The 24,096-nt window shown below is 70.5% G+C and carries 20 protein-coding genes and 2 pseudogenes; 12 read left to right on the forward strand and 10 right to left on the reverse strand.

From position 1 onward, the window contains the following. The first annotated feature begins 3 nt into the window (after nucleotides 1–3). Nucleotides 4–411, forward strand: a complete 408-nt coding sequence (msrB, locus tag OG747_RS34845) for a peptide-methionine (R)-S-oxide reductase MsrB (protein WP_405883329.1) — start codon at nucleotides 4–6, stop codon at nucleotides 409–411. A gap of 79 nt (nucleotides 412–490) precedes the next feature. Here msrB and OG747_RS34850 read toward each other — a convergent pair whose 3' ends face one another. Then, on the reverse strand, nucleotides 491–1,510 hold the full coding sequence (locus OG747_RS34850; protein WP_405883330.1) for a LacI family DNA-binding transcriptional regulator: 1,020 nt from the start codon (nucleotides 1,508–1,510) through the stop codon (nucleotides 491–493). A 267-nt stretch (nucleotides 1,511–1,777) separates the two neighbouring features. Here OG747_RS34850 and OG747_RS34855 point away from each other — a divergent pair, with 267 nt between their 5' ends. The 5 genes from OG747_RS34855 to OG747_RS34875 all read left to right on the forward strand — a co-directional run bounded on the left by OG747_RS34855 (nucleotide 1,778) and on the right by OG747_RS34875 (nucleotide 8,991). Next, a complete protein-coding gene (locus tag OG747_RS34855; RefSeq protein ID WP_405883331.1) occupies nucleotides 1,778–3,847 on the forward strand; it encodes a glycoside hydrolase family 127 protein in 2,070 nt (689 codons plus the stop codon). A gap of 146 nt (nucleotides 3,848–3,993) precedes the next feature. Then, complete coding sequence (locus OG747_RS34860) at nucleotides 3,994–5,238, forward strand: extracellular solute-binding protein (protein ID WP_405885847.1); 1,245 nt, start codon at nucleotides 3,994–3,996, stop codon at nucleotides 5,236–5,238. 59 nt (nucleotides 5,239–5,297) lie between these two features. After that, entirely contained in the window at nucleotides 5,298–6,275 is a 978-nt protein-coding gene (locus tag OG747_RS34865; protein ID WP_405883332.1) for a carbohydrate ABC transporter permease, read from the forward strand. Next, on the forward strand, nucleotides 6,272–7,117 hold the full coding sequence (locus OG747_RS34870) for a carbohydrate ABC transporter permease (RefSeq protein ID WP_405883333.1): 846 nt from the start codon (nucleotides 6,272–6,274) through the stop codon (nucleotides 7,115–7,117). Before OG747_RS34865 ends, OG747_RS34870 begins: the two co-directional genes overlap by 4 nt. Nucleotides 7,118–7,209: 92 nt before the next feature. Next, nucleotides 7,210–8,991: an RICIN domain-containing protein gene (locus OG747_RS34875; RefSeq protein ID WP_405883334.1), complete on the forward strand. Its 1,782-nt coding sequence runs from the start codon at nucleotides 7,210–7,212 to the stop codon at nucleotides 8,989–8,991. A gap of 459 nt (nucleotides 8,992–9,450) precedes the next feature. Here OG747_RS34875 and OG747_RS34880 read toward each other — a convergent pair whose 3' ends face one another. Continuing rightward, on the reverse strand, nucleotides 9,451–10,464 hold the full coding sequence (locus OG747_RS34880; RefSeq protein WP_405883335.1) for a YbhN family protein: 1,014 nt from the start codon (nucleotides 10,462–10,464) through the stop codon (nucleotides 9,451–9,453). 521 nt (nucleotides 10,465–10,985) lie between these two features. On the opposite strand from OG747_RS34880, the pseudogene OG747_RS34885 reads away from it, so the two are divergent. Beyond that, nucleotides 10,986–11,159: pseudogene (locus OG747_RS34885) on the forward strand (transposase); the annotation flags it as partial. Between the two features lie 363 nt (nucleotides 11,160–11,522). Here the strand turns inward: OG747_RS34885 and OG747_RS34890 are convergent. The 5 genes from OG747_RS34890 to OG747_RS34910 form a co-directional block, all read right to left on the reverse strand. Continuing rightward, a complete protein-coding gene (locus OG747_RS34890; RefSeq protein WP_405883336.1) occupies nucleotides 11,523–12,125 on the reverse strand; it encodes a GTP-binding protein in 603 nt (200 codons plus the stop codon). Continuing rightward, nucleotides 12,112–12,468 carry a DUF742 domain-containing protein gene (locus OG747_RS34895; protein WP_405883337.1) on the reverse strand — a complete coding sequence of 119 codons (357 nt, stop codon included), beginning with the start codon at nucleotides 12,466–12,468 and terminating at the stop codon, nucleotides 12,112–12,114. Before OG747_RS34895 ends, OG747_RS34890 begins: the two co-directional genes overlap by 14 nt. Before the next feature lies 1 nt (nucleotide 12,469). Continuing rightward, nucleotides 12,470–12,901, reverse strand: a complete 432-nt coding sequence (locus OG747_RS34900) for a roadblock/LC7 domain-containing protein (protein ID WP_405883338.1) — start codon at nucleotides 12,899–12,901, stop codon at nucleotides 12,470–12,472. 11 nt (nucleotides 12,902–12,912) lie between these two features. Next, on the reverse strand, nucleotides 12,913–15,375 hold the full coding sequence (locus OG747_RS34905) for a nitrate- and nitrite sensing domain-containing protein (RefSeq protein WP_405883339.1): 2,463 nt from the start codon (nucleotides 15,373–15,375) through the stop codon (nucleotides 12,913–12,915). 192 nt (nucleotides 15,376–15,567) lie between these two features. After that, entirely contained in the window at nucleotides 15,568–16,590 is a 1,023-nt protein-coding gene (locus OG747_RS34910; protein WP_405883340.1) for a substrate-binding domain-containing protein, read from the reverse strand. A gap of 494 nt (nucleotides 16,591–17,084) precedes the next feature. On the opposite strand from OG747_RS34910, the gene OG747_RS34915 reads away from it, so the two are divergent. Continuing rightward, the gene (locus tag OG747_RS34915) at nucleotides 17,085–17,528 is read left to right on the forward strand and encodes a cupin domain-containing protein (protein WP_405885849.1); all 444 of its coding nucleotides are present in this window, start codon (nucleotides 17,085–17,087) and stop codon (nucleotides 17,526–17,528) included. Nucleotides 17,529–17,545: 17 nt separating this feature from the next. On the opposite strand, the gene OG747_RS34920 is transcribed toward OG747_RS34915, so the two are convergent. The 3 genes and pseudogenes from OG747_RS34920 to OG747_RS34930 all read right to left on the reverse strand — a co-directional run bounded on the left by OG747_RS34920 (nucleotide 17,546) and on the right by OG747_RS34930 (nucleotide 21,467). Further along, nucleotides 17,546–19,933 (reverse strand): SpoIIE family protein phosphatase, encoded by a 2,388-nt coding sequence (locus OG747_RS34920; RefSeq protein ID WP_405883341.1) that lies wholly within the window; start codon nucleotides 19,931–19,933, stop codon nucleotides 17,546–17,548. Between the two features lie 76 nt (nucleotides 19,934–20,009). Continuing rightward, nucleotides 20,010–20,390, reverse strand: a pseudogene (locus OG747_RS34925) (response regulator transcription factor); the annotation flags it as partial. A gap of 114 nt (nucleotides 20,391–20,504) precedes the next feature. Next, entirely contained in the window at nucleotides 20,505–21,467 is a 963-nt protein-coding gene (locus OG747_RS34930) for a helix-turn-helix domain-containing protein (protein WP_405883342.1), read from the reverse strand. A 170-nt stretch (nucleotides 21,468–21,637) separates the two neighbouring features. Here OG747_RS34930 and OG747_RS34935 point away from each other — a divergent pair, with 170 nt between their 5' ends. Genes OG747_RS34935 through OG747_RS34950 form a run of 4 tightly spaced genes read left to right on the forward strand, consistent with a single transcriptional unit; the run spans nucleotide 21,638 to nucleotide 24,039 of the window. Next, nucleotides 21,638–23,092 (forward strand): ATP-binding protein, encoded by a 1,455-nt coding sequence (locus tag OG747_RS34935; protein ID WP_405883343.1) that lies wholly within the window; start codon nucleotides 21,638–21,640, stop codon nucleotides 23,090–23,092. Further along, nucleotides 23,089–23,502, forward strand: a complete 414-nt coding sequence (locus OG747_RS34940; RefSeq protein WP_405883344.1) for a roadblock/LC7 domain-containing protein — start codon at nucleotides 23,089–23,091, stop codon at nucleotides 23,500–23,502. Before OG747_RS34935 ends, OG747_RS34940 begins: the two co-directional genes overlap by 4 nt. Next, nucleotides 23,499–23,858: a DUF742 domain-containing protein gene (locus OG747_RS34945; RefSeq protein ID WP_405883345.1), complete on the forward strand. Its 360-nt coding sequence runs from the start codon at nucleotides 23,499–23,501 to the stop codon at nucleotides 23,856–23,858. The genes OG747_RS34940 and OG747_RS34945 overlap by 4 nt, the downstream gene beginning before the upstream one ends. Next, a complete protein-coding gene (locus tag OG747_RS34950; protein ID WP_405883346.1) occupies nucleotides 23,836–24,039 on the forward strand; it encodes a hypothetical protein in 204 nt (67 codons plus the stop codon). The genes OG747_RS34945 and OG747_RS34950 overlap by 23 nt, the downstream gene beginning before the upstream one ends. The last annotated feature ends 57 nt before the right edge of the window (nucleotides 24,040–24,096 follow it).

Here is a 24,096-nt window from a genome sequence, read left to right on the forward strand (position 1 = left end):
TTCATGTCGTACGACATCGAAAAGCCGGACGAGCAGTGGCGCACGGAGCTGACCCCGGCCGAGTACACGGTCCTGCGGAAGGCGGGCACCGAGCCCGCCTTCACCGGTGAGTACACCGACACCAAGACCAAGGGTGTGTACTCCTGCCGGGCCTGCGGCGCCGAACTCTTCACCTCGACGGAGAAGTTCGAGTCGCACTGCGGCTGGCCGAGCTTCTACGATGCACGCAACTCAGACGCGGTAGAACTTGTGTCCGATACGTCGCACGGGATGGTGCGGACCGAGGTACGGTGCGCGCGGTGCGGGTCGCATCTCGGGCATGTCTTCGAGGGCGAGGGGTACGCGACGCCGACGGATCAGCGGTACTGCATCAACTCGATCTCGTTGCGGTTGGCTCCGGACGAGAGCTGACGACGAGAGCTGACGCATCCCGTGATCGTCCTCCGGGAGCGCGGAGCGCGGGGGTGCGGGAGCGCTTCCGGGGACGAGCTCAACTGGACTCCCGCACGATCAGCCGGCACGGAACGGTGTGCACGCCCGGTGCCCGAGCCGAGTCGATGGCTTCCAGGAGCCGCAGCGCGGCGATCCGGCCGATCTCGGTGAGGTCCATGTCGATCGTGGTCAGCGGCGGACGGCTGGCCAGGGCCATGGTGTCCCAGTTGTCGTAGCCGACGACCGCGATCTCGCCGGGGACGCCCACCCCCCGCTCGCGGAGCGCGTCCGTCACACCGCGGGCGATCTGGTCGTTGCCGCAGAAGAAGGCGTCCGTGTCCGGCGCGGTGCGCAGCAGCGCGTCGACGGCGCGGCGCCCCCACGCCTCGCTCCACTCGCCGTAGTGGACCCGGCCGGTCGCGAGGCCCAGCGAGGACTGCTCCAGGTGCGCCACCGCGTGTCGGGCGCGGTCCCGGGCGGCCGCGTGGTGTTCCGGGCCGGTGACGTGCGCGATCCGGGTGCGGCCGGTGGCCAGCAGGTGCTCCACCGCGAGCCTGGCCCCGCCCCGGTCGTCGGAGACCACCGAGGTGTCGGCCGGATCGGTGGAGGGCGAGAGCGCGTAGACGATGGGCACGGCCCCGATGCCGGTCAGGGGCGGCCGCGGATCCGTCCGGCGGCCGGTGACGATGATGCCGTCCACGCGGCGGTCCATCAGATTGCGCAGATGGTGCTGCTCCCGGATGGCGTCGCCGCGGGTGTCGCACAGCAGGACGGAGATCTTCCCGGCTCCCAGCGCGTCCTCGGCGCCGAGCAGCACGGGTGTGCTGAAGCGGCCGATGCCGTCGGTCGTCATCAGCCCGACCGTCCAGCTCCGGCCGGTGTGCAGGCTCTGCGCATGCTGGTTGGGCCGGAACCCGAGTGCTTCCACGGCGTCGAGGACCCGCTGACGGGTCTCGGGGCGCATCCGGCCGCCGCCGTTCAGCGCCTTCGATGCCGTGCCCACGCTGACGCCCGCCAGGGCGGCGACGTCGGCGAGCTTCGCCGGGCCGGCGGAGCGGGAATCTGGAGCAGCGGTCACGGGCAAACCTTTTCCTGGACGGTAGCGGCTCCGTCCATCGTCGCAGCCTCCCGGGGTGGAGTGCCAGCCACCGGGCAACAGAAAAATCTCTTGCCGCGACTCTTGACCCGCCCAGCCCGCTGCCCTCTACTTCTCGGCAGGAAAAACGGTTGCTCAAATGAGTTCCGAGGATGTTCCGTCGTCGGCCCCGATTCCGATTCCGATCCGATCCGATCCGATCCTGATTCCGACACCGGCTCCCGTCCGCCATCCAACTCCCGGAGAACCATGCCCCGCACCCGCTCCGCCCTGCCCTCCCCCAAGTTCTCGGCTTCGCTCGAACAGGGCGCCACCCCCATGGGCCCGGTCCGCCCGGGCCCGGATGCCCGCGCCGCGCTGCGTCCCGCCACCGCCGAGGTGCGCACCGGCTTCTGGCACGCCCGCCGAGAGGTCAACGGGCGCATCTCCATCCCGCAAGGCCCCGGGCTGTTGGAGTCCGCGGGAAACCTGCACAACCTGCGTGTGGCGGCGGGCACGGTGCAGGGCGCGTTCCAGGGCGCCTACCCGTTCGTGGACACCGACGTCTACAAGTGGCTGGAGGCAGCGTCATGGCAACTCGCCCAGCACGGGCGGGAGGCGGGCGGTGAAGAGGCCGGTCCCGAGGCGGGCGGTGAAGAGAACAGCTCCGAGCCTGGTGGTGAGGGGGACCGCCCCGAGGTGGGCCGACTCGCCGCCGACGTGGAACGGATCGTCTCCCTGGTCGCCGGCGCCCAGCAGCCCGACGGCTATCTCAACACCTGGTTCCAGGTCCGTATGGGCGGGGAGCGTTACCAGGACCTGCGCTGGGGCCACGAGCTGTACTGCGCGGGCCATCTGATCCAGGCGGCAGTGGCCCATCACCGGGCCACCGGTCGCGACGAACTCCTCGATGTGGCACGCCGTTTCGCCGACCACATCGACTCCGTCTTCGGCCTCCCCGGCAGCGGCAGACCGATCGACGGCATCGACGGCCACCCCGAGGTGGAGACCGCCCTGGTCGAGCTGTACCGGGAGACCGGCGAGCGGCGCTACCTGGATCTCGCCGGCTACTTCGTCGACCGCTACGGCCACGGCCTGCTCGGCGGCGAGGCCTACTGCCAGGACCGCGTGCCGCTGCGCGAGGCGACCACCGTCGAGGGGCACGCCGTACGCCAGCTCTATCTGCTGGCCGGCGCGACGGACCTGGCCACCGAGACGGGCGACGCCGAACTGCGCGCCACCGCCGAGCGGTTGTGGCGGGCGATGACCACCACCAAGACCCATCTGACCGGCGGGCTCGGCGCGCACCACGACAAGGAGGACTTCGGCGACCCGTTCGAGCTGCCGAACGAACGCGCCTACTGCGAGACGTGCGCCGCCATCGCCTCCATCCAGTGGAGCTGGCGTATGGCCCTGCTCACCGGCGAGGCCCGCTACAGCGACCTGATCGAGCGCACCCTCTACAACGGCTTCCTCGCCGGTGTCTCCCTGGACGGCGAGAGCTGGCTGTACGTCAACCCGCTCCAGGTGCGCGACGGCCACACCGATCCCGGCGGCGACCAGTCGGCCCGCCGCACCCGCTGGTTCCGCTGCGCGTGCTGCCCACCCAACGTCATGCGCCTCCTCGCCGGCCTGGAGCACTACCTGTCCTCGACCGGCGCCGACGGACAGGGCCTGCAGATCCACCAGTACGTCAGTGGCCGCTACCAGGGCGACCTCGACGGCACGCCCGTCGCCGTGACCGCCGAGACCGACTACCCCTGGCACGGTGTGATGTCCCTGACGGTGGAGGAGGGTCCCCAAGACCGGCCCTGGACGCTGTCGCTGCGCATCCCGCAGTGGTGCCGCGAGTACCGCGTGCGGTGCGGCGGCAGCACGTACGACCAGACCGACGGCCCCCTCGCGGACGGCTGGCTGCGTCTGGAGCGCACCTGGGAGCCGGGCGACCAGGTCGTCCTCGAACTCGGCCTGGAACCCCGCCTGACCACTGCCGACCCCCGGGTGGACGCGGTCCGTGGCTGCGTGGCCATCGAGCGCGGGCCGCTCGTGTACTGCCTGGAACAGGTGGACCACCCCGGCGGCGGACTCGACGACATCGTCATCGACACCGCGCGTCCGCTCGCCGTGAAGCAGCGGCCGGACCTGCTCGGCGGCATCACCACCGTCGTTGCCGCAGGTCACCGCCGACAGCTCCCGGACGCCGACTGGTGGCCCTACCGGTCGGCCGAGGCCGCGCCCTCCGCTCCGGCGGGCGAGCCCGTCGAACTGACCGCGATCCCCTACTACGCCTGGGCCAACCGACAGGACGGCAGCATGCGCGTCTGGCTGCCCACCTCCTGACGTTCCCGACGCCCGGCCCCCGCAGCCGTCCCATCTCCGCACCCTCTTCCGTAAACCCATAAACCCGTAAACCCATAAACCCGTAAACCCATAAACCCGTAAACCCATAAACCCGCATGACCACTCATGACAACGAGGTCACCGCAATGAGAAGCACCCGCCGCACCCTCCTCGCATGCCTCGCCGCCGTCGGCACCCTCGCCTCCACCGCCGCCTGCGGGGGCGGCGGTTCGGGCTCCTCCGACTCCTCCGGCACGTCGGCGACGTACACCTTCTGGGACCCGTACCCGCAGTTCGACGCCTCCTCGGACTGGGGCAAACGCGTCGCCCAGTGCGGGACCCAGGCCGGCGCCAGGATCAAGCGCACTGGGTACGACACCACGGACCTGGGCAACAAGGCGCTGCTGGCGGCCCAGCAGGGCAACGCGCCGGACGTGATGCTCGTGGACAACCCGGTCGTCTCCACGATGGTGGAGGCCGGGATCCTCAACAAGACGAGCGACCTGGGCCTGGACACGTCCGCGATCCAGAAGAACATCATCGGCGCGGGCACCCTCGACGGCGCCGCCTACGGCGTACCGATCGGCGCCAACACGCTCGCCCTCTACTACAACCGGAAGATCCTGACGGCCGCGCACGTCGACCCCGCCTCCATCAAGGACTGGGCGTCGCTGACGGCCGCCTTGAAGAAGGTCAAGTCGGCCGGCAAGAAGGGCATCACCTTCTCCGCGATCAGCACAGAGGAGGGCAGCTTCCAGTTCCTGCCGTGGTTCTGGGGCGCGGGCGGCGACCTCACCAAGCTCGACTCCGACAAGGGAGTCGCCGCGCTCTCGCTGTGGAAGCAGTGGGTCGACGCGGGCTACGCGCCCAAGGACGTCCTGCAGAACACCCAGACCACCAGCTGGCAGGAGTTCGCCACCGGCGACTACGCCTTCAGTGAGAACGGCACCTGGCAGCTCGCCAACGCGGAGAAGGCCGACTTCTCGTACGGGGTCGTCAGCATCCCCGGCCGGAACGGCGGTTCGGCGCCGGTGCCGACGGGCGGCGAGTTCGTCACCGTCCCGGTACAGAAGGACACCGCCCGCTACGACGTCAGCAAGAAGATCGTCACCTGCCTGACCAGCTCCGCGAACCTGCTGGCCAGTGACACCGCCCTGACGTACGTCGCCCCCACCGCGGCCGTACAGAGCGAGCAGGTCAAGGCGAACCCGAAGCTCAAGCCGTGGGTGGACGCCGTGGCCGCCGCACGCGGCCGTACCAGCGGCGGTCTGGGCACGAAGTACCCCACCATCTCGCAGCCGATGTGGACGGCCGTACAGGCGGCCCTGTCCGGAGGCAAGAGCCCCCAGGCCGCCCTCGACGCGGCGCAGACGGCGGCCGGCAAGGGCTGAGGCCGCCGCGGCGCCGCAGGCCGCGTTCCGGACACCGCCACCCGCATCCAGGAGTTCGCATGACCATCGCCCGAGTCGACCGCCGCCCGAAGCGGTCCCCGGCCGTGTCCGCGGCGACGGGCACCACCGACCGGCGCGACTCCCCATCCCGCCGACGGCGGCGCAGGAGCCGGCTGACCGCCCTCGCCTTCGTCGCCCCGCTCGTCGCCTACCTCGCCGCCTTCTACCTGTATCCGCTCTACCGCAACCTCGATCTGAGTCTGCGCGACTACACCGTCAGGTCGTTCGTCGACAACAACGCGCCGTTCTCCGGCTGGGACAACTTCTCCCAGGTGCTGAACGACCCCACCTTCGGGCCCGCGCTGCGCCACACGATGGTGTTCACCTTCGCGTCGATCGTGTTCCAGTACGCCGCCGGGCTGGCGCTCGCCGTCTTCTTCAACCGGCACTTCCGTCTGGCCGCCACGCTGCGGGCGCTGTTCCTGATCCCGTGGCTGCTGCCGCTCATCGTGTCGGCGTCGACCTGGTCCTGGATGCTCAACAGCGAGTCGGGCGTGGTCAATTACGCCCTCCACCTCGTCGGCGCGTCGCCGGTCGACTGGCTCACCTCGCCGCACTGGGCGCTCACCTCGGTCATCATCGCCAACGTCTGGATCGGCATCCCGTTCAACCTGGTCATCCTCTACAGCGGTCTGCAGAACATCCCCGGGGAGCTGTACGAGGCCGCCTCGCTGGACGGGGCGAGCGGCTGGCACCAGTTCCGCCATATCACCTTCCCCCTGCTGCGGCCGGTCTCGGCGATCACGCTGCTGCTGGGCCTGGTGTACACGCTCAAGGTGTTCGACCTGATCTGGATCATGACCAAGGGAGGTCCCGGCGACTCGTCGACCACGCTCGCGACCTGGTCGTACCAGCTGGGATTCGGCACCCTGCTCCCGCACTTCGGCCCCGGGGCCGCCGTCGGCAACATCCTCATCCTCATCGCCTTCGTCTTCGGCCTGTTCCACATCCGCGTCCAGAGGAGGCAGGAGGCATGACCTCCCCCCGCACCGGCGTGCGTCCGGGTGTCCGGCGTTCGCGCCGCAACACCGTCATCGGCGTCCTGCTGACCGCGCTCATGCTGTTCCCGGTGTACTGGATGCTGAACGTGTCCCTCACCCCGCAGCAGGACATGCGCAAGTCCCCGCCCGACCTGCTCCCGCTGCATCCGACGTTCGAGGGCTACCGGGCCGTCCTGAACGATCAGATGCCCTACCTCGGCACCAGCCTGCTCATCGGCCTCGGCACGGTCGCGGTGACCCTCGTCATCGCCGCTCCGGCCGGCTACTCGCTGGCCAAGCTGCGTCCGCGCGGCGGCGGCATCCTCGGCCTGGCCCTGCTGATCGCCCAGATGATCCCCGGCATCGTCATGGCGATGGGCTTCTACGGGATCTTCCTCAACCTCGGTCTGCTGAACTCCTGGTGGGGGCTGATCATCGCGGACTCCACCATCGCCGTGCCCTTCGGCGTGCTGATCTTCACGGCGTTCATGTCGGGTATCCCCGGCGAACTCACCGCCGCCGCCCGCATCGACGGCGCGGGCACCTTGCGCACCTTCTGGTCCGTCGTCCTGCCGGTGAGCCGCAACGCCGTCGTCACCGTCTCGCTGTTCAGCTTCCTGTGGGCCTGGTCCGACTTCGTCTTCGCCAACACCCTCGACGGCGGCGGCGACATGCGCCCGATCACCCTCGGCATCTACCACTACATCGGCAACAACAACCAGGAATGGAACGCGATCATGGCCACCGCCGTCGTCGCGTCCGTACCCGCCGCCGTCCTCCTGGTTCTCGCGCAGCGGTACGTGGCCGCCGGGGTCACCGCGGGCGCGGTCAAAGACTGACCGGGACGTCAGCCCATCCCTCTCCCTCTCCCTCCCCCCTCCCCGTCCCCTTCACCTCCTCCATCTCCCCCTTTGTCAGGAGAGCCGCTGTCATGTCTGCCTCAAGATCCTCTCGTCCTCGACAACGTCCACGCGGAAGGTCGTTCGGCCGCCCCGCCGCCGTCGTCCTGGCGACGGCACTGGCCGCCGCCGCGACCGCCCTCACGGGCTCGCCCGCCCAGGCCGCCCCCACGGCGTCCACGACCCTGGTCGTCAACGCCAACCAGACCCTGCGGTCCGTCACCCATGTCGCCACGGGCAGCCTCTACGGCCTCGCCGACGCGAACACCCCGGCCGACAGCCTCGTCCAGCCGCTGAAGCCGAACACCTTCGTCCAGATGGCTCCCGGCGGCCACCAACTGCCCAATGGTGAGCCGAGCCCCGCCGGCGACTCCCTGGTCGTCGCCCCCAAGGCCGCCAGGGCCGGTGCCAAGGTCGTCGTCCGGATGCCCGACTGGTATCCCGACTTCCCCTACAAGTGGGTGAGCTGGAGCGACTGGCTGTCGGCCGTCGACACGCAGGTCGCCTCGGTCAGGTCCTCCGGCGCCACCGACATCGGCGCGTACGAGCTGTGGAACGAGCCCGACTGGACCTGGGACACCACCAACGCCGGTGCCTTCGACGCGGGTTGGGCGCGCACCTACAAGGAGGTGCGGGCCAAGGACTCCGCCACACCCATCCAGGGCCCCAGCTACTCCGTGTGGAACCAGAGCTGGATGAGCCAGTTCCTCACCGACGCCAAGGCCAGTGGCACCGTCCCCGACGTCATCGCCTGGCATGAACTCCAGGGAAGCAGCAACATCGCCGCCCACGTCTCCGCCTACCGCTCCCTGGAGAGCAGCCTCGGCATCAGCCCGCGACCGATCTCCATCGAGGAGTACGCGACGCCCAGCGAGATGGGCGTGCCGGGCTCGCTCGTCGGCTATGTCGCCAAGTTCGAGCGGGCCGGCGTCCGCGACGCCGAACTGGCCTTCTGGAACCACTACGGCACGCTCGGCGACACCCTGACCGACACCGGCGGATCCCCCAACGGTTCCTACTGGCTCTACAAGTGGTACGGCGACATGTCCGGGAACATGCTCACCACCACGCCCCCGGCGCAGACCGGCATCGACGGCGCCGCCTCGCTCACCGGCGACGGCAGGCAGATCAGCGTCATCTTCGGCGGGGGAACCGGTTCGACGGCCGTCACGGTCAACGGACTCGGCTCCTTGTCGGCCTTCGGCAGCACGGTGCACGTCAAGCTGGAGTACACCCCGTCCAAGGGGCGTACCACGGCCGTCTCCGCCCCGCACACCATCTCCGAGGCCGACTACACGGTCAGCAACGGTTCCCTCACCGTCCCCGTCGCGATGAACGTGTCCGACGGCTACCACCTGGTCATCACCCCCACCGGCACCTCCACCTCGCTGGCCGGGCGCTACCAGATCACCAACCAGAACAGCGGCCTCGCCCTGGACACCCAGAACGCCGGCACGGCGCAGGGCACCTCCGTCGTCCAGGCGACCTCGACCACCGGCACCGACCAGAACTGGACGCTGGTGTCGGCGGGTTCGGGCCTCTACAAAATCGTCAACCAGGCGAGCGGGCTGCTGCTCGGCATCAACAACATGAGCACCGGTGACGGGGGCACCGCCCTGATCTGGGGCGACAACGGCACCGCCGACCACCTCTGGCAGCTCCTCCCGGCCGACAACGGCTTCTACAAGATCGCCAACTACAACAGCGGTCTCCTGCTGGGCGTCAGCAACATGAGCACCGCCTCCGGTGCCCAGGTCCTTCAGTGGAGCGACAACGGCACCGCCGACCACCTCTGGAAACTGACCTCTCGCTGAGACCGCGCTGAGCTGATCAGACCAGGTCAGGAGACAGGTGCGCCCAGGACCTTGCGCGGGCCCTGGGCGCACCTGGGCGAACCTGGCCGACGGGACGTCCGGCGCCGTGATCACGACCGGGCGGAACCCTCCATCCGGTTCACCGGGTTCCTCCGAGGATGCCCCGGCCTTCAGGCAGGGGAGGAATCGGACTCCTGCGGAGCAGGGCAGGAAACGAGGTTTCGCCCTCAGGGCGAAAGACCGCCCACGTGATCGGGTAAGGTGTGTGCTGTGCGTTGCGAGAACCAAGCGCGTACACCGTGTCGAGCGAGAGCCAAGCCGACACAAGCAACTCCTTTGCTTTGCCGTACCAAACCGGGCTGGTTCCAACCCGGCTGGTGTTGATCGTGTAAGACCTGTTGACCGCCGGTCCGCAGGCGACGTGAGCCAGGAATCCCCTTGCTTCAGCTAGGGGAGGGTTCAAAGCACCTTGCGGTGGACGAGGGCCGAGAGCACGAGCGTGCCCGGCAGCAGGGGGAGCCAGACGGTCAGGACGCGGTAGCCGATGACGGTTGTCGTGGCCAGGCCCATGGGTGCGCCGAACGCAACCATGGTGAACACCAGCGCCGCGTCCACCGGGCCGATGCCGCCGGGCGCGGGCACCGCCCCGACGGCGGTACTGGCGAGGAGCAGCGCGAGGACCACCTGCGTCCAGGACAGCGGCAGCCCGAGCGAGAACCCGACCGAGGCGATCACGCTCCCCTGGAGCAGTGGGGTGGCGGCCGCCCCGCCCCACAGCGCGAGGACGCGACTGGGGCGGGTGTGCAGGAGCCGTGCCTCGGTCAGGGCGGTGCGTACGAAGCCGAGCGCCGGGCGCCGCAGCGGGCGTACCACCATCAGGAGCAGGGGAGCGGTGGCGAGACCGAGCGCCGCGCCCCCGGCGGCCAGGAGCAACGCCGATGTGTCCGGGACGAGTGCGCCGAGCCGCAGCGCGTCCGGAAGGGCCACGAGGAAGACGATGAGCACCAGCGTCTTTGCCAGCGGCTTGACCAGCGAGTACAGGGCGAGCGAGGCGGTGGCTCGGGCCAGGGGGACGCCGCGGCCCTGCAGGAACCGCAGGGTGACGGCATGGGCGCCGATGCTCGCCGGAAGGATGTGGTTCGCGGCACCGGCGGCGAACTGCGAGGCGAGCAGCAGCCCCGGTGGCAGCCGTTCCGGCAGGGCCCCCTGCCGGACGCACGCGGCGCTCACCCAGCCCAGGCAGGTGAAGAAGACCCCGGCCAGCAGCCACCAGGGGTCGGCGGCGGCCAGCCGGGCGGCACCGTCGCGCACCGCGTGCCAGTCGACCGCCGCCCACGCCCCGATCGACAGGAGCGGAAGCAGGGCCAGCGTCAGACGCGTGAGGCGCGCGGCGGAGGGGGAGCGGACGGGGGCGGGGAGACCTACGGAGAGATCGTCGAGCGGGAGCGGGAGCGGGAGTGGGAGCGGGGACACGGCGTACGTCGTCCTTCCGCGTCACGCCCGTGGTACGGGCGGACGGATACAAGGCGAGGCAGGGGCACAGGCACAGACATATGCGGGGGCGGGGACGGGGACGGGGACGGAGGCAGACAGGGGGACGGCGGAAACCTTCCCGTCCGGTGTGACGCCCCGGTGTCCGGGAGCGGAAGGGGCGCCAGCGGGCGGGCGACGCGGCCTTGGCTCCCGCTCGACGGGGACATCCGGTCGACGCGACGGCGGCGCGGGCCTGTCCCCCGTTATCTTCTTCGCGGTTCCGCAATGGGGCCGCTGGCCTCCGGGCCCGGCATGACTGTTCCCCCCTGTCGAACGGATGACCTGGGGGGTGGTGTCACCGGGCCCGGGAGGTGCCGTCGGAGACGCTGATCAGAGGTCCGGCCACCACCCGGTCCGGCGCAACGCCGGACAGCTCGCGGGCGGCAGGTCTACATAACGTGGATGCGCGCGCACGACACCACTGCCGAGGCCAGCACGTTCAACTCCCCTGGAAGGGCGCGATGTTCGACACCGAAGACGTGGGCGTGTTCCTCGGCCTGGACGTCGGCAAGAGCTCTCATCACGGGCACGGGCTGACTCCGGCCGGCAAGAAGGTCTTCGACAAGCAGCTGCCCAACAGCGAGCCGAAACTGCGGGCCGTGTTCGACAAACTGGCCGCGAAGTTCGGCACCGTCGCCCAGGACTGAGTCGCCCGGCCGAACAAGCCGAACAAAGGGGAGCGGGCCACCGGCACGCGAGGTCCGGTGGCCCGCCCCTGTAGGGGCGGAGGGTGGGATCAGCTGACGTCGGAGGCGTCCAGACGGTACAGACCGCTGGTGCTCGACGTGGCTCGTTGTGGACCGGCACCACGATCTCGACCGACCGCTGCCGGACGCCTCCCGCGTTCGTTTCGTTCATGGCCCCGACGATCCGGGCCGGATCTGGGGCGTCGCTGAGCCCGCGCTGAGGGGACGGTGAGAATCAGCGAACTCACAGCTTTCGCACAGCCGGGCTCTCCCGGGTCACGGGAAAGCCGACGAACTTCCCCTATCCGTACGTCAGTTACGGCGGGACGAAGCGATCAACTCGTCGATCAGCGTGATCAGTACGTCCCGGCACGACCCGCGCTCCCGGGCGTCGCAGAGCAGCACCGGAGTCCGCTCCGGCAGGGCCAGGGCGTCCCGGACCTCCTCGGGTGTGTACGGATGCCGCCCGTGGAAGCCGTTGACGCCGACGACGAAGGGGATGCCGCGCCGCTCGAAGAAGTCGATGGCGGCGAAGCTGGACTCCGGTCTGCGGACGTCGATGAGGACCACGGCGCCCAGGGCGCCGATGGCGAGGTCGTTCCACATGAACCAGAACCGTTGCTGGCCCGGGGTGCCGAAGAGATACAGGACCAGTTCCGGGCTGATGGTGATGCGGCCGAAGTCCAGGGCTACGGTGGTGGCCCGTTTCTCCTCGATACCGTCGAGGTCGTCGACGTTCAGCCCCGCGGAGGTGAGGGGTTCCTCGGTGCGCAGCGGGACGATCTCGCTGACCGATCCGACCATTGTCGTCTTGCCGACGCCGAAGCCTCCGGCGATCAGGATCTTGACCGCGTCGGGTGCGCGGGGTGCGTCGGGTGCCGAAGTCCCCCGAGCGGCGGGGTCAGAGCCTGCCAAGGCCGTCCCTCACTTTCTGCAGCAGGTCCAGGTCCGGGGTGCGGGAGAGGAGACGCGGCTGCCGGACGGTGATCCGGCCCGCATCGAGCAGGTCGCAGAGCAGGATGACGACCACGCTCACCGGGAGGTCGAGTTGGGCGGCGAGTTCCGCCACCACGACCGGTCGCGCGCACAGCCGCAGAATCCGGGTGTGCTCGGGCTGCGGCCGGGTGGCGCCCTCGGGCTGCGGATCCACGGCGGTCACCGACGTGATGAGGGTGAAGTCGGCGCGGCTGGGCCGGGTGCGGCCGCCGGTCAGCGTGAACGGCCGTACCAGCCGGCCGGCCGCGTCGCCTTCGCTCACCTCACTCGCCGTTGCCGGACGCGGCCGCGATACCCGCACGCGGTGCTGCCCTGAGGTGCTCACCGATCTTCTTCACCAGCATGTTCATCTGGTACGCCACCACGCCGACGTCCGCGCCCTGGTTGGTGAGCACGGCGAGATGGGCGCCGGGGCCGGCGGCGGTGAGGATCAGATAGCTGTCGCGCATCTCGATGAGCGCCTGGCGTACGGGGCCGCCGCGGAAGTCCATGCTGACCCCCTTGCTGAGGCTCATCAGGCCGGACGCGGTCGCCGCCAGCCGCTCGGCGTCGTCGCGGACGAACGCCGTGGACTTGCTGACGACCAGCCCGTCCTCGGAGAGCACGACGGCGTGGTTCACATCAGCGACCCGTTCCACCAGTCCGGTGAGCAGCTGGTCGAGCTGGCTGTGCGTGGCAGGGATGGGGCGTGTCATTTCTCTGTCCTTCACGAGCGGTCGGCGGGCGGAGTCCACGAGCGGTCTGCGGGCTGGGTCGGGATTCCGGACGTGCCGGGGGCGGGGTCGTCCTCGTCGTCACGGGCCTGGAGCGTGCCGCGCTGGAATCCGGCGAGTGAGGAGGCGGCCCGCTCCGCGCTGAAGTCGGCGAAGTCGGTGAGGTCCCCGTCGTCGGCCTCGGCCGGCCCGGCTTCCTCCCGCAGTTCCGTGGCCAGGCTGGTCTGCGGCACCCGGCGCGGCAGCGGAGCGAGCCCGTCACGCAGGGCGGCAGTGGTGGCGGGGGCGGGCAGCGACCGGGAGGCGGAGGTGCCGGTCGTACGGGCCCGGGAGGCGGGGTGCGCCTCCTCCGTACGCTCATGGGGTTGCCGGCCCGCTGTGGGGGTGGGGTCATCGGCGGAACTCCGCGCCGCCACGACCGGCACCGGCGCCGAGGAGTCCGCGATGTCTGCGTCTGCGTCTGCTGCTGCGGCTGCCTCTGCGTTTGCCTCTGCTGCTGCGGTGTTCATGGTGGCGGAGCCGGGGATCTCGCGCACCACGATGTCGTGCGGGATCAGCACGATCGCGGTGGTCCCGCCGTACGGCGAGGAGCGCAGGGTGACGGCGATGCCGTGCCGGGTGGCGAGCCGGGCGACCACGAACATGCCGAGCCGCAGGTCGTCGGCGAGTGCCACCACGTCGAACTGCGGAGCCACCGCCAACTGGGCGTTGAACGCCGAGTAGTCCTCCTCGGAGAGGCCCAGACCCCGGTCCTCGATCTCGACGGCCAGGCCCTTGGCCACCATCGCGGCCCGCACGCTCACCGGGCTGGGCGCGGGGGAGTACGCGGTCGCGTTGTCGATGAGCTCGGCCAGCAGATGGATGACGTCGGCGACCGCGGGCGGGGTGAGGTACACCTCGTCGTCGGTGTGCACCTCCACCCGCTGGTACTGGGCGACCTCACCGACGGCGCTGCGCAGGATGTCGATCAGCGCGACCGGTTCGGTCCAGCTGCGCCGGGGCTGCTCCCCGCTGATGATGACGAGGTTCTCCTCGTAGCGGCGCAACTGGCTGGCAGTGGAGTCGAGTTCGTACAGGCCCTTGAGGATCACCGGGTCCTGGTGCTCGCGCTCCAGCGCGTCCAGCTTGCTGAGCTGCAGGTTGACCAGGTTCTGGCTCTGCCGGGCGATGCCCAGGATCACCTTCTGGAAGCCGCGCCGGGTGTCGGCGAGCTCCACCGCGGTGTGCACCGCCGTGCGCTGCGCGGTGTTGAACGCCTGGGCCACCTGGCCGAGTTCGTCCCCGCCGTAGTCCAGTGGAGGCGTGGCGGACTCCACGTCGACCTTTTCGCCCCGGTCCAGCCGGGCGACCACGTCGGGCAGCCGCTCCTCGGCCAGGCTGAGCGTGGCCATCCTGAGGCCGCGCAGCCGCCGGGAGAGGGAGCGGGTGATGCGCCAGGACATCACGACGCACACCAGCACGGCGACGAGTCCGCCGGCGCTCAGCGCGGTCGCCGTGATCAGCAGTCCGTGCGATGTGTCGGCACTGCGGTCCAGCAGTCCAGTGGTCTGCTGCTGGATCAGATGCGTGTACTGGCCGGAGATCCTGGCGAGCGCGGAGTTCCAGCGGTCGCGCGCATCGGGTAGCTCGACCGTCCGGGCCATGCGGCCGTGCACCGCCCGGGCCGCGAGCACCTGGTCCTCGACGGTCTCCAGGGTCTTCCAGTCCCGGCTCTGCAGGATCGTTTCGACCTGCGTCTTGACGGTGTCGTGCAGCGCGGGGACGAGCTGGCTCTGAAAGACCCAGCGCCGTACGTCGACCAGGTGGTCGAACTGTTCCCAGGCCTTCTCGTCGAGCTTCCCCGAAGGCCAGGCCAGGGCGAGCTGGGCATCCTCCTGGGCGATCAGCTCGGCCGCGTTTCCCAGCGTGATCAGCGGACCGGCCTGCGAGGTGAGGTCGCCGTCGTCGACCTGGGAGAGTTCCTGGAAGGCGTGGATCTGGTCGTTGATGATCGAGGTGTACTGGTCCAGCGCCTGCTGGGCGGTGATGTCGGTGGGGTGGTCCACCTGTCCCCGGTAGTACTCCAGGCTGGCCACCGAGGCGATGACCGAGTACATCCGGTCCCCGATGCGGGCGGGCGCCTTCTTGAAGTCCTCGGACCGGCGGACCAGTTTCGCGACCGCCGCGTCCGTCCGTTTCCGTTGCTGGTCCAGGGCGGCCCGGGAGCCGGTCGGAGAGGCCAGCCAGGCGGCCGACAGGCTGCGCTCCTGCTGCAGAGCGAGCGTCGCCTCGGTGCCCATGGCGCCGGTCGACCTGCTGAGCTCCGTCTGCGTGCGCAGCCGCAGTCCCTCCGAGAAGATCTGCGTCGTCGTCAGACCCCACATGGCGGTGAGGGTCACGCTGGGGACCAGCGCGAGCAGGATCAGGGAAAGACGTATGGAGCCGAGACGGCGCCTGGCACCGGTCCGTGGAGACATCGTCGTCCTAGGGCGATCAGCGATGAGGGAAGGGCTCTCGGATGGAGAGGAGGGTTGTGTCGAAGCACACGGGGTGCGCAGGATGCTATCCGTACAAGTGCCCGTACGCACCGTGAGTGACGGAAAACCTTGGCGACACCTGTGTTCGGCGGCGGCGAGGCAGCCGCAGGGCGGCCTTGTCGCCGCCGCGGGTCAGCGGGTTCCGTTGGCCGCGAACTTCGCGACCGAGGCGACGTTCTCCTTGGTGACGAACGCGGGGCCGGTGAGCACGGGAGAGGTTCCGCCGCCGCTGAGGTTGCCGTTGGAGTGGTACAGCCAGAGCGAGTCCACGGCGAGATAACCCTGCAGATAGGGCTGTTGGTCCACCGCGAACTGCACGTCGCCGCTCTGCACGGCCTTCACCAGGCTGCTGTTGAGGTCGAACGTGGCGACCGCGGCCTTGCTGCCCGACTCCTTCACCGACTTCACGGCGGCGAGCGCGAACTGCGCGTTCAGCATGACGACTTCGTCGATGCTCGGGTCCTGCCGCAGTCTGGCCGTGACGGCGGCGGTCAGCGCGTTCATGTCGGTGCCGTTCACATAGAGCAGGTCGGTTTCGCCGTCGAAGGCCTTCTTCACGCCGGCGCAGCGGGCCTCCAGGGCGACATTGCCCTGCTCGTGGATGACGCACAGGGCGTGCTTGGCCTTGAGCTCGTCCAGTTTGTCGCCGGTGGCCCGGCCCGCGACGCTCTCGTCCTGGCCGAAGTACTCCAGCAGGCCCTCGGACCGCCAGGCGTCGATCCCCGAGTTGAGGCCGACCACCGGTATGCCCGCCCCCTTGGCCGCGGTGACCGCGCTCCGCATCGCCTCCGGTTTGGCCAGGGTCACCGCGATGCCGTCGACCCGGTCGCGGATCGCGTCCCGCACCAGGCTCGCCTGGTCCGCGGGTTCGGAGTCGCTCGCGTACGTGAGGTCGATGTTGTCCTTGGCGGCCGCTGCCTGGGCGCCCTTGCGCACCAGTTCCCAGAAGGCGTCGCCACGGGCGCCGTGGGTGATCAGAGCGACCTTGATGCGGGCGGTGCCGGCCTTCCCCGCCGAGCCGCCGCTCGCGTCGGACGTCGATCCGCTCGAACCCGAGCAGCCGGCCACGAGCAGACATCCGGCGGCGAGGGCGGCGACGAGGGTCACGCCGTGCGGGAATCCGGAAGAGCGATGAGGTGTGGGGGACATGGTCATGGGGTACGGCACCTCGCTGTGCGGCCCAGCGGCAGGACGGGAGCAGGACGGAAACAGGACGGGAGAGGGTGAAGTCGGGGCGGTCGACGGGATGATGTGCACCGACTGTCTGGCTTTCGTTGGGCCGGAGCCAATCGTGTGAGATGCCCGGCAGTCAAGTGAGCGGCCGCCTGACGGAGTTGGCACGGTCGTGACGGCCGGTGGCACATCGTCACTAGTTGGAGGCGTGATGTGCGGGTTGGGGTGGAATCGCACCTTCCGTGCGGGGCGCGGATGTTCAACGATGGTGCGGGGGCTTGTCGTCGGCGGGCCGCTGCGTTCACAAGGGGGAGGACAAGATGCTGGCTGAGGACAGGGCTCCGGGAGCGGTCGGCCACGGCGCGGGACACGTACAACGAGGACGAGTGGCTCCTTCGTCGGTGCCTGTGAAGGGCGCTTTCTCGATGGCATCGATGGCATCGATGGCATCGATGGCCTCGATGGCCTCGGTGGCCCTGCGCACACTGCTTCGTGCGGGACTGACAGGCGCCGCGGTCGTCGGCGTGTCAGCCATGTCGCTGGTTGCCGGGACCGCGTACGCGACTCCGCCGGGTCCAGGTGTCACCGCGACGGTGCTCTACCGAACCACCGTGGGGAACACCGACTACACCCTCCGGGAGATCACCATCCCGCCCGGCGAGAGCACCGGCTGGCACTACCACGACGGACCGCTGTACGGCTTCGTGAAGCGGGGAACGCTGAGCCACTTCGACTCCACCTGCGAGCAGGACGGCGTCTACGCGGCCGGCAGCACGATCACCGAGCCCGCGGGCCCCGGGAATGTGCACATCGGCCGCAACCTGGGCTCGACCCCTGTCGTGCTGGACGTGCTCTACGTCCTGCCGCACGGTTCGCCGTTCTCCGAGGACGCGCCCAACCCCGGCTGCGACTTCCAGTAGCGCCCGCGGGTCCGGAATCAATCGAGCGGCAGCGCCTGTTCGGCCCAGATCGTCTTTCCGGTGCTGGTGGTGCGGCTGCCCCAGCGGTCGGTGAGCTGGGCGACGAGGAGCAGACCGCGGCCGCCCTCGTCGAAGGTGCGGGCCCGGCGCAGATGGGGCGAGGTGCTGCTGGCGTCGGAGACCTCGCAGATGAGGGTACGGTCGCGGATGAGCCGGAGCTGGATGGGGGCGCCGCCGTAGCGGATCGCGTTGGTGACCAGTTCGCTGACGACGAGTTCGGTGACGAAGGCGACCTCGTCCAGCCCCCAGCGGGTCAGCTGCTCGGTGGCGTACTGCCGGGCGGTGGCGACCTCCACCGGATCGGCGGGCAGCTCCCAGACGGCCACCTGGTCGGTGTCCAGGGCGCGGGTGCGGGCCAGCAACAGAGCCACGTCGTCGGTGGGGTGCTTCGGGAGCAGCGCCTGGAGCACGTTCTCGCAGGCGTGGTCCAGATTCTCGGCGGGGATCGTCAGCGTGCTGCACAGCACGGCCGTTCCCGCGTCCGAGTCGAGGTCGCGGGCCGCGAAGAGACCGTTGGTGTAGAGGGCGAGCACGGAGCCTTCCGGCAGCTCCAGCTCGGTGGCCTCGAACGGGAGCCCGCCTACGCCGAGCATCGGTCCCGCGCTCACCTCGACGACCCGCGCGGTGCCGTCCGGGAACAGCACGACGGGCGGCGGGTGCCCGGCGGCGGCGAGCGCGCAGCGCCCGGCCACCGGGTCGTACACCGCGTACAGACAGGTCGCGCCGATCTCCCTGCCCGTCGGGTTCTCGTCGGCCGCCAGATGTCCGACCAGGTCGTCCAGGTGGGTGAGCAGCTCGTCCGGGGGCAGGTCGACGTCGGCCAGCGTCCACACCGCCGTACGGAGCCGGCCCATCGTGACGGAGGCGTGGATGCCGTGCCCGACGACATCGCCGACGACGAGCGCCACCCGGGTCCCGGACAGCGGGATCACATCGAACCAGTCGCCGCCGACACCCGCCCGCGACCGCGCCGGAAGGTAGCGGGAAGCGAACTCGACCGCCGCCTGCCCTGCCATCGCCTGGGGCAGCAGACTGCGCTGCAGGGCCAGCGCGGTCGTGCGCTCCTTGGCGTATCGGCGGGCGTTGTCCACGGCGACGGCCGCGCGGCCGGCCAGCTCCTGCGCCAGTGACACGTCGTTCTGGTCGAAGGGGTCGGGACTCTCGGCGGCGAGCACCCGTACGAAGACCGCCACCCCCAGCGTCGTGCCTCGCGCCACCAGGGGTACCGCCATCAGCGAGAAGTCACGGCGGTCCGCCCGGCGCCCCGCCGCCCGGCGGCCGTGCCCGGTGAGCCAGTCGTCGATGTCCGGGGCGCCGCTCTGGGTGAGGACCGCGTGGCCGGTGGCCAGCGCGCGGGACGGCGGCGAGAAGGACGGGTAGACGTCCGCCGAGCCCAGATCGATGGGCGCCTCCGGCACCTCGGTGGTGCGGGAGTGGTGGGCGACCCGGTGCAGCTCGGCGTCGGCGTCGACCGGGCCGACGGCGGGTTCCTCACCCTGGACCACCGAGTCCAGCAGGTCCACGCTCACGAAGTCGGCCAGCTCGGGCACCGCCACCTGGGCCAGCTCGCGGGCGGTGTGGATCACGTCCAGTCTCGTACCGATGCCGGCGGCGGCCTTGCTCAGCAGGGCGAGCCGTTGCCGCGCCAAGTACTGCTCGCTGCTGTCGAACGCGGCGAGGGCCACCCCGAGCAGCTGCTCGGCGGGGTCGCGCAGCGGCCACATGTCGATGTTCCAGGCGTGCATGCGTGGTCCGGAAAGGGCGCGGGTCCAGCTCTCGTAGTGGACCGGCCGGCCGGTCTCGACCACCTCGCGCATATGGCGCAGGAATCTGCGTCTTTCGTCCGTGTTCTCCATGGTGTCCGGGTAGAAGCGGTGGCGGACCTCGGCCTCCTGAACGCCCACGATCCGGCAGGCGGTGTCGTTGATCCGCAGATACCGCTGCTCGGTGTCGAAGATCGACATCGGTACCGACGCCTGCCTGAAGGCCAGCTCTCCCAGTTCGCGGCCCTGCTGGTCCGGCGCCGCGGTGATCACGTATCCGTGCGGCTTCCCGCGCTCTCCCTGGAGCCGGCACACCCGCAGGGCCAGCTCGGTGCGTCGCCCGTCCCAGCACCGTACGGCCACCACCGCGCGGCCGCCGCTCCCGTGCAGGGCCCGCCAGGCCTCGTCGGAGTCCCCGTCCACCAGCTCCGACACCGGCCGGCCGGTGATCTCCCCCGCGCCGTACCCCGTCAGCAGGCGCGCGCCCTCGCTCCAGCCGGTCACGATTCCGCGTGCGTCCACCACCGCCATGGCGTCATCGGCCGTGGTCGCCCGCCCCGTATCGCCCGACAATGTCACCATATGTACAAGGATGATCTGATCCGGCAGTCACATCAACCCAGGGGTGGGGCGGACGGCGGGGCCTAGGCGGGGGGTCGCTCGCGGGGCCGGTCCGCCAGGCCCAGGCGGCGATCTCGACGCGGTTCCGGGCCGGAAGGTTGAGCTGGATGCTGGAGAGGTGCGTCTCGACGGTCGAGAGGGATACATGGGTCGACGCGGCGATCTCGGCGTTGGTGTGGCCAAGGGCGACCAGGCGTACGACGGCCGGCTCGCGGTCGGTCAGCGGGTCCTGGGGCCGCCGGGGCGCGGGGGCGGCGGGGGCCGGTGCGAGTGTCCGTGTCCGCGCCGCGGTGATGTGCTTGAGCAGCCGTACGGTGATCGAGGGGGACACCAGCGAGTCGCCGACCGCCGCGGCGCGCACGGCCTCGGCCGGCAGGGTCGGCCCGGCGTCCTTGAACAGGAACCCGCAGGCGCCGCCGTTGCCACCGGCCGAGGGGACGCCTGCCGGAAAGCGCCCGAACGCCCACAGCCGATCTCCAGGAGGCTGAGAAATGGGACGTTGACCGGGGCAAACGATGTGCGTCGTACGGCGTTATTGCCGCCGTCCCTCGTATCGCATCTCCCGCGGACTCACCCCGTACCGCTGCCGGAACGCCGTGCTCAGGGCGCTCGCCGAGGAGAAGCCCGAGGCGAAGGCCAGGTCGGTGATCGTCAGGTGCTCGCAGTCGCCGCACCGGAGGCGCTCGCGGACCAGCCGCAGGCGTTCCTCACGGATGAGGTCGCGGGGGGTGGTGCCGGCGCGCTGCAGGGCCAGCTGGATCTGGCGCAGGGACCAGCCGAGGGCGCGGGCCATGGACGTACCGGTGAGGGCGGGATCGGCGGCGTGTTCGCGGACATGGCGGCGGACCATCGTCTCCACGTCGGTGAGATGGCCCGAGGCGTCGGGGCGGTCGTCGCCGATGGCGAGCATGCACAGCAGTTCGACGAGGCGGTCGGAGACGGCGTTGAAGTGGGCGTCGGTGAGGTGGTCGCGCTCCGCGTGCAGGTCGTTGACCATGGAGTTGACCACGCGGCCCAGGCCTCTGCTCAGATCGAGGCCGGTGGCCGACGGCGACTTGCGGTTCAGCGGGCCGTCCACCTCGCGGGCGGGGATGGTGAGGACGAACGCGTGCGTGGCGGCGTCCTGGAGGCACTCGAAGGGTACTCCGAAGCTGACCAGGGTGCCGGTACCCGGTGTCAGCCGGGCCTCCTGGCCGTCCTGGCGCAGCACGATCTCTCCGCTGAGCGGCAGCAGTAATCGGTAGTCCTCGTCGGGTTCCTGCCGGACCTGATGGGCGGTGCGGCTGTACTCGATCTCGTCCGACCGGAACTTGACGAGCTGATAGCGCTCGGTGCGCTGACGGACCGTCGCGCCACGGAAGTTGTCGGTGCGGGTGTACCGGTAGTTCATCCGGGACTGGTAGGACCCGATGTGCTCGCTCCAGAAGTCGGCCCGCTCGCACGGGTCCACCTCCCCGGTCGTCCGCGATTCCACGATGTAGCTTCCCGGGGACAACGACGACACCCTCAACTCCCGTGCAGCGGGCGGTAGTTACTCGCGGTCAGCCTAGTGCATACAGTCCGTGCGTCTCACGGCAACTTCCTTGCGCGCGGGGGCAAGTGCCCTGTTTGCGGGACGGCTACGGTCGTGCAACCCGTCAACTTGCATATGCCATTGAGGACTTCATGACCGATCGGATACCGGAGGCGGCGTTCTGGTGCCTGGCCGTCGGGCTGCTCGCCGTCACCGTGCTGCTGGTGCGCCAGCGCGGGATCACCGGACGGCAGCGGGTCCGCAGTGCCGAGCTGGCGGACGCGCTGCGGGCCCGGGACGAGGAGCTGCGCCATCTGGTCGCGGTCCGCCTCCCCGCGCTCGAAAGCGCCCCGCACCAGCCCGCCACCGCGCCCGGTCGGCCCGTCCCCGCGGCCGGTCAGCCTCTTCCGGCGGCGGTCGGTCAGTCACTCCCGCCGACCGGTCTGCTCGACGCCCGGCTGGCCGACACGGACTTCGCGAAGTGCCTCGACAGCCTCCTGGAGCGGTTCGCCGGCGCGCTGGAGCACGCGCAGGCCCGCGCCGACCAGTCCGCGAAGGTCGCACTGAAGGCGTCGATGCGCTCGATCCAGGCCCTCGCCAACGAGCAGCAGGTGGCCATCTCGGAGATGCAGGACCGGCACGACCACCCCGACGTGCTGCGCGACCTGCTCGAAATCGACCACACCAACGCCCAGTTCGGCCGCCGCGCCCAGGCCATCGCCGTACTGTGCGGCTCCTGGCCCGGACGGCAACGGGCCACCTCCGCGCTGATCGAGGTCGTCCGCGGCGCGACCTCCCGCATCCGCGACTACCGGCGCATCCGCATCAACGGACAGGCCGACATCGCCGTCGAGAGCCGTGCGGTCGAGCCGGTCGTTCTCGCCGTGGCCGAACTGCTGGACAACGCCGCGCGCCACTCCCAGCCGAACACCACCGTCGAGGTCAGCGTCCAGACGGCGCACAACGGTGCCGTCCTGGTCATCGACGACGCGGGCGTCGGCATGGACAGCCGGGCGGCCGAGCACGCCGCCGCGCTGCTGACCGGCCGCCGGGCGGTGGACGTGACCCGCCTCGACGACCCGCCCCAGTTCGGCTTCGCCGTCATCGGCGTCCTCGCCGCGCGCTACGGCTTCAGTGTCTCCGTGGACACCCGTTCCCCGTACGGAGGCGTCCGCGCCGTGGTGTTCGTACCGGCCGCGCTGCTCACCCACGCCGACCCGGTCCAGGAACTCCCGCCACCGCGGGAACCGGCGCGCACGCCCCCGCGTACGGCCCGTACGACCGGGCCCACGGAGGCAACGACGGCCGGTGGCCTGCCCCAGCGCCGCCGCCGCGCTCCCCGCACCGAGCCCGCTGCCGCACCGCCCCCGGCCGTACCGGCGACGGACGGGAGCGCGGAACAAACCGGGGAGGAGCACGCCGGCCGGTCCGCCGAGGAGAACGCCCGGCGCATGGGCGCCTTCGCCCGCGGCACCCGCTCCGGACGGGCCGCACGGGACACCGCACCCCCTTCACGTACCGCGGACGAAACCCCCTACGAACCCCCTTACGAAACCCCCGACGAAACCCACACCCCCCATGAATCCGAAGGGAACACACAGGGATGATCGCGCCCATGACCAACGAGCTGGGGTGGATGCTCGACGAGGTCCTGAAGGTGCCGGAGGCGCGGCACGCGATCCTGCTGTCCGCCGACGGCATGCTCCGGGCCCACTCCGCGGACATCGACCGCGACGACGCCGAGCGACTGGCCGCGGGCCTGTCCGGGGTGCAGTCGATCAGCCGCAGCACGGCCGAGTTCTGCGGCAGCGCGACCGCGCCGTGGCGGCAGACCCTGATCGAGTTCGCGCACGGGTACGTCTTCCTCGTCGCCGCCGGCGAGGGCGCCCACCTCGCGGTGTCCACCAGCGAGAACGTGGACATCGAGGCGGTCACCTACCGCATGCACAAGCTGGTCGATCGGCTCGGCAAGGAGCTGACCAGCCCGGCCCGGCAGGACACCGGCAGCCCGGCATGACGCCCAGGCGCCGCCCGGGAGGGAGGCTGGTGCGGGCGTACGTCGTCACGGACGGCCGCGCCCACCCCTCCCGCAACACCCTCGACCTCGTCACCCTGCTGATCGCCGCCGACGATCAGCCGCTGACCGGGCTGAGTCCGGAGATGCGCCGGCTGATGGAGCTGTGCCGGCCCGGAGCGCTGTCCGTCGCAGAGATGGCCGGGCATCTGGAACTGCCGGTCAGTGTCACCAAGGTGCTGATCGCCGACCTGATGGACAGTGGTCACCTCGTCACCCGCGCACCGATCCCGGCCGCCCGCCTCTCCGACGCCCGCATCCTCCAGGAGGTACTGGATGGGCTCCGCGCCCGCCTCTGACGACGCCCACCTCGACCCCGGTGTGCGGACCGCCGTCGCACCGCTGGTCGTGGGCCACTTCGCGGTCGGCAGGACCACGTTCGTACGCCGCGACGCCCGCGACCGGGCCTCGTCCACCCAGGCGCCGATCGCCCTCGCCGAGTACCTCATGACCCGCGGCGGCGAACGGGAGCACGCGTGACCTCCCAGCCATCACCTCCCGCACCACCACCGGGCTGCCCGGCGCACGAGCCCCTGT

This window comes from Streptomyces sp. NBC_01384 (assembly GCF_045040035.1).
In the GTDB taxonomy this organism is placed as follows: Bacteria; Actinomycetota; Actinomycetes; order Streptomycetales; family Streptomycetaceae; genus Streptomyces.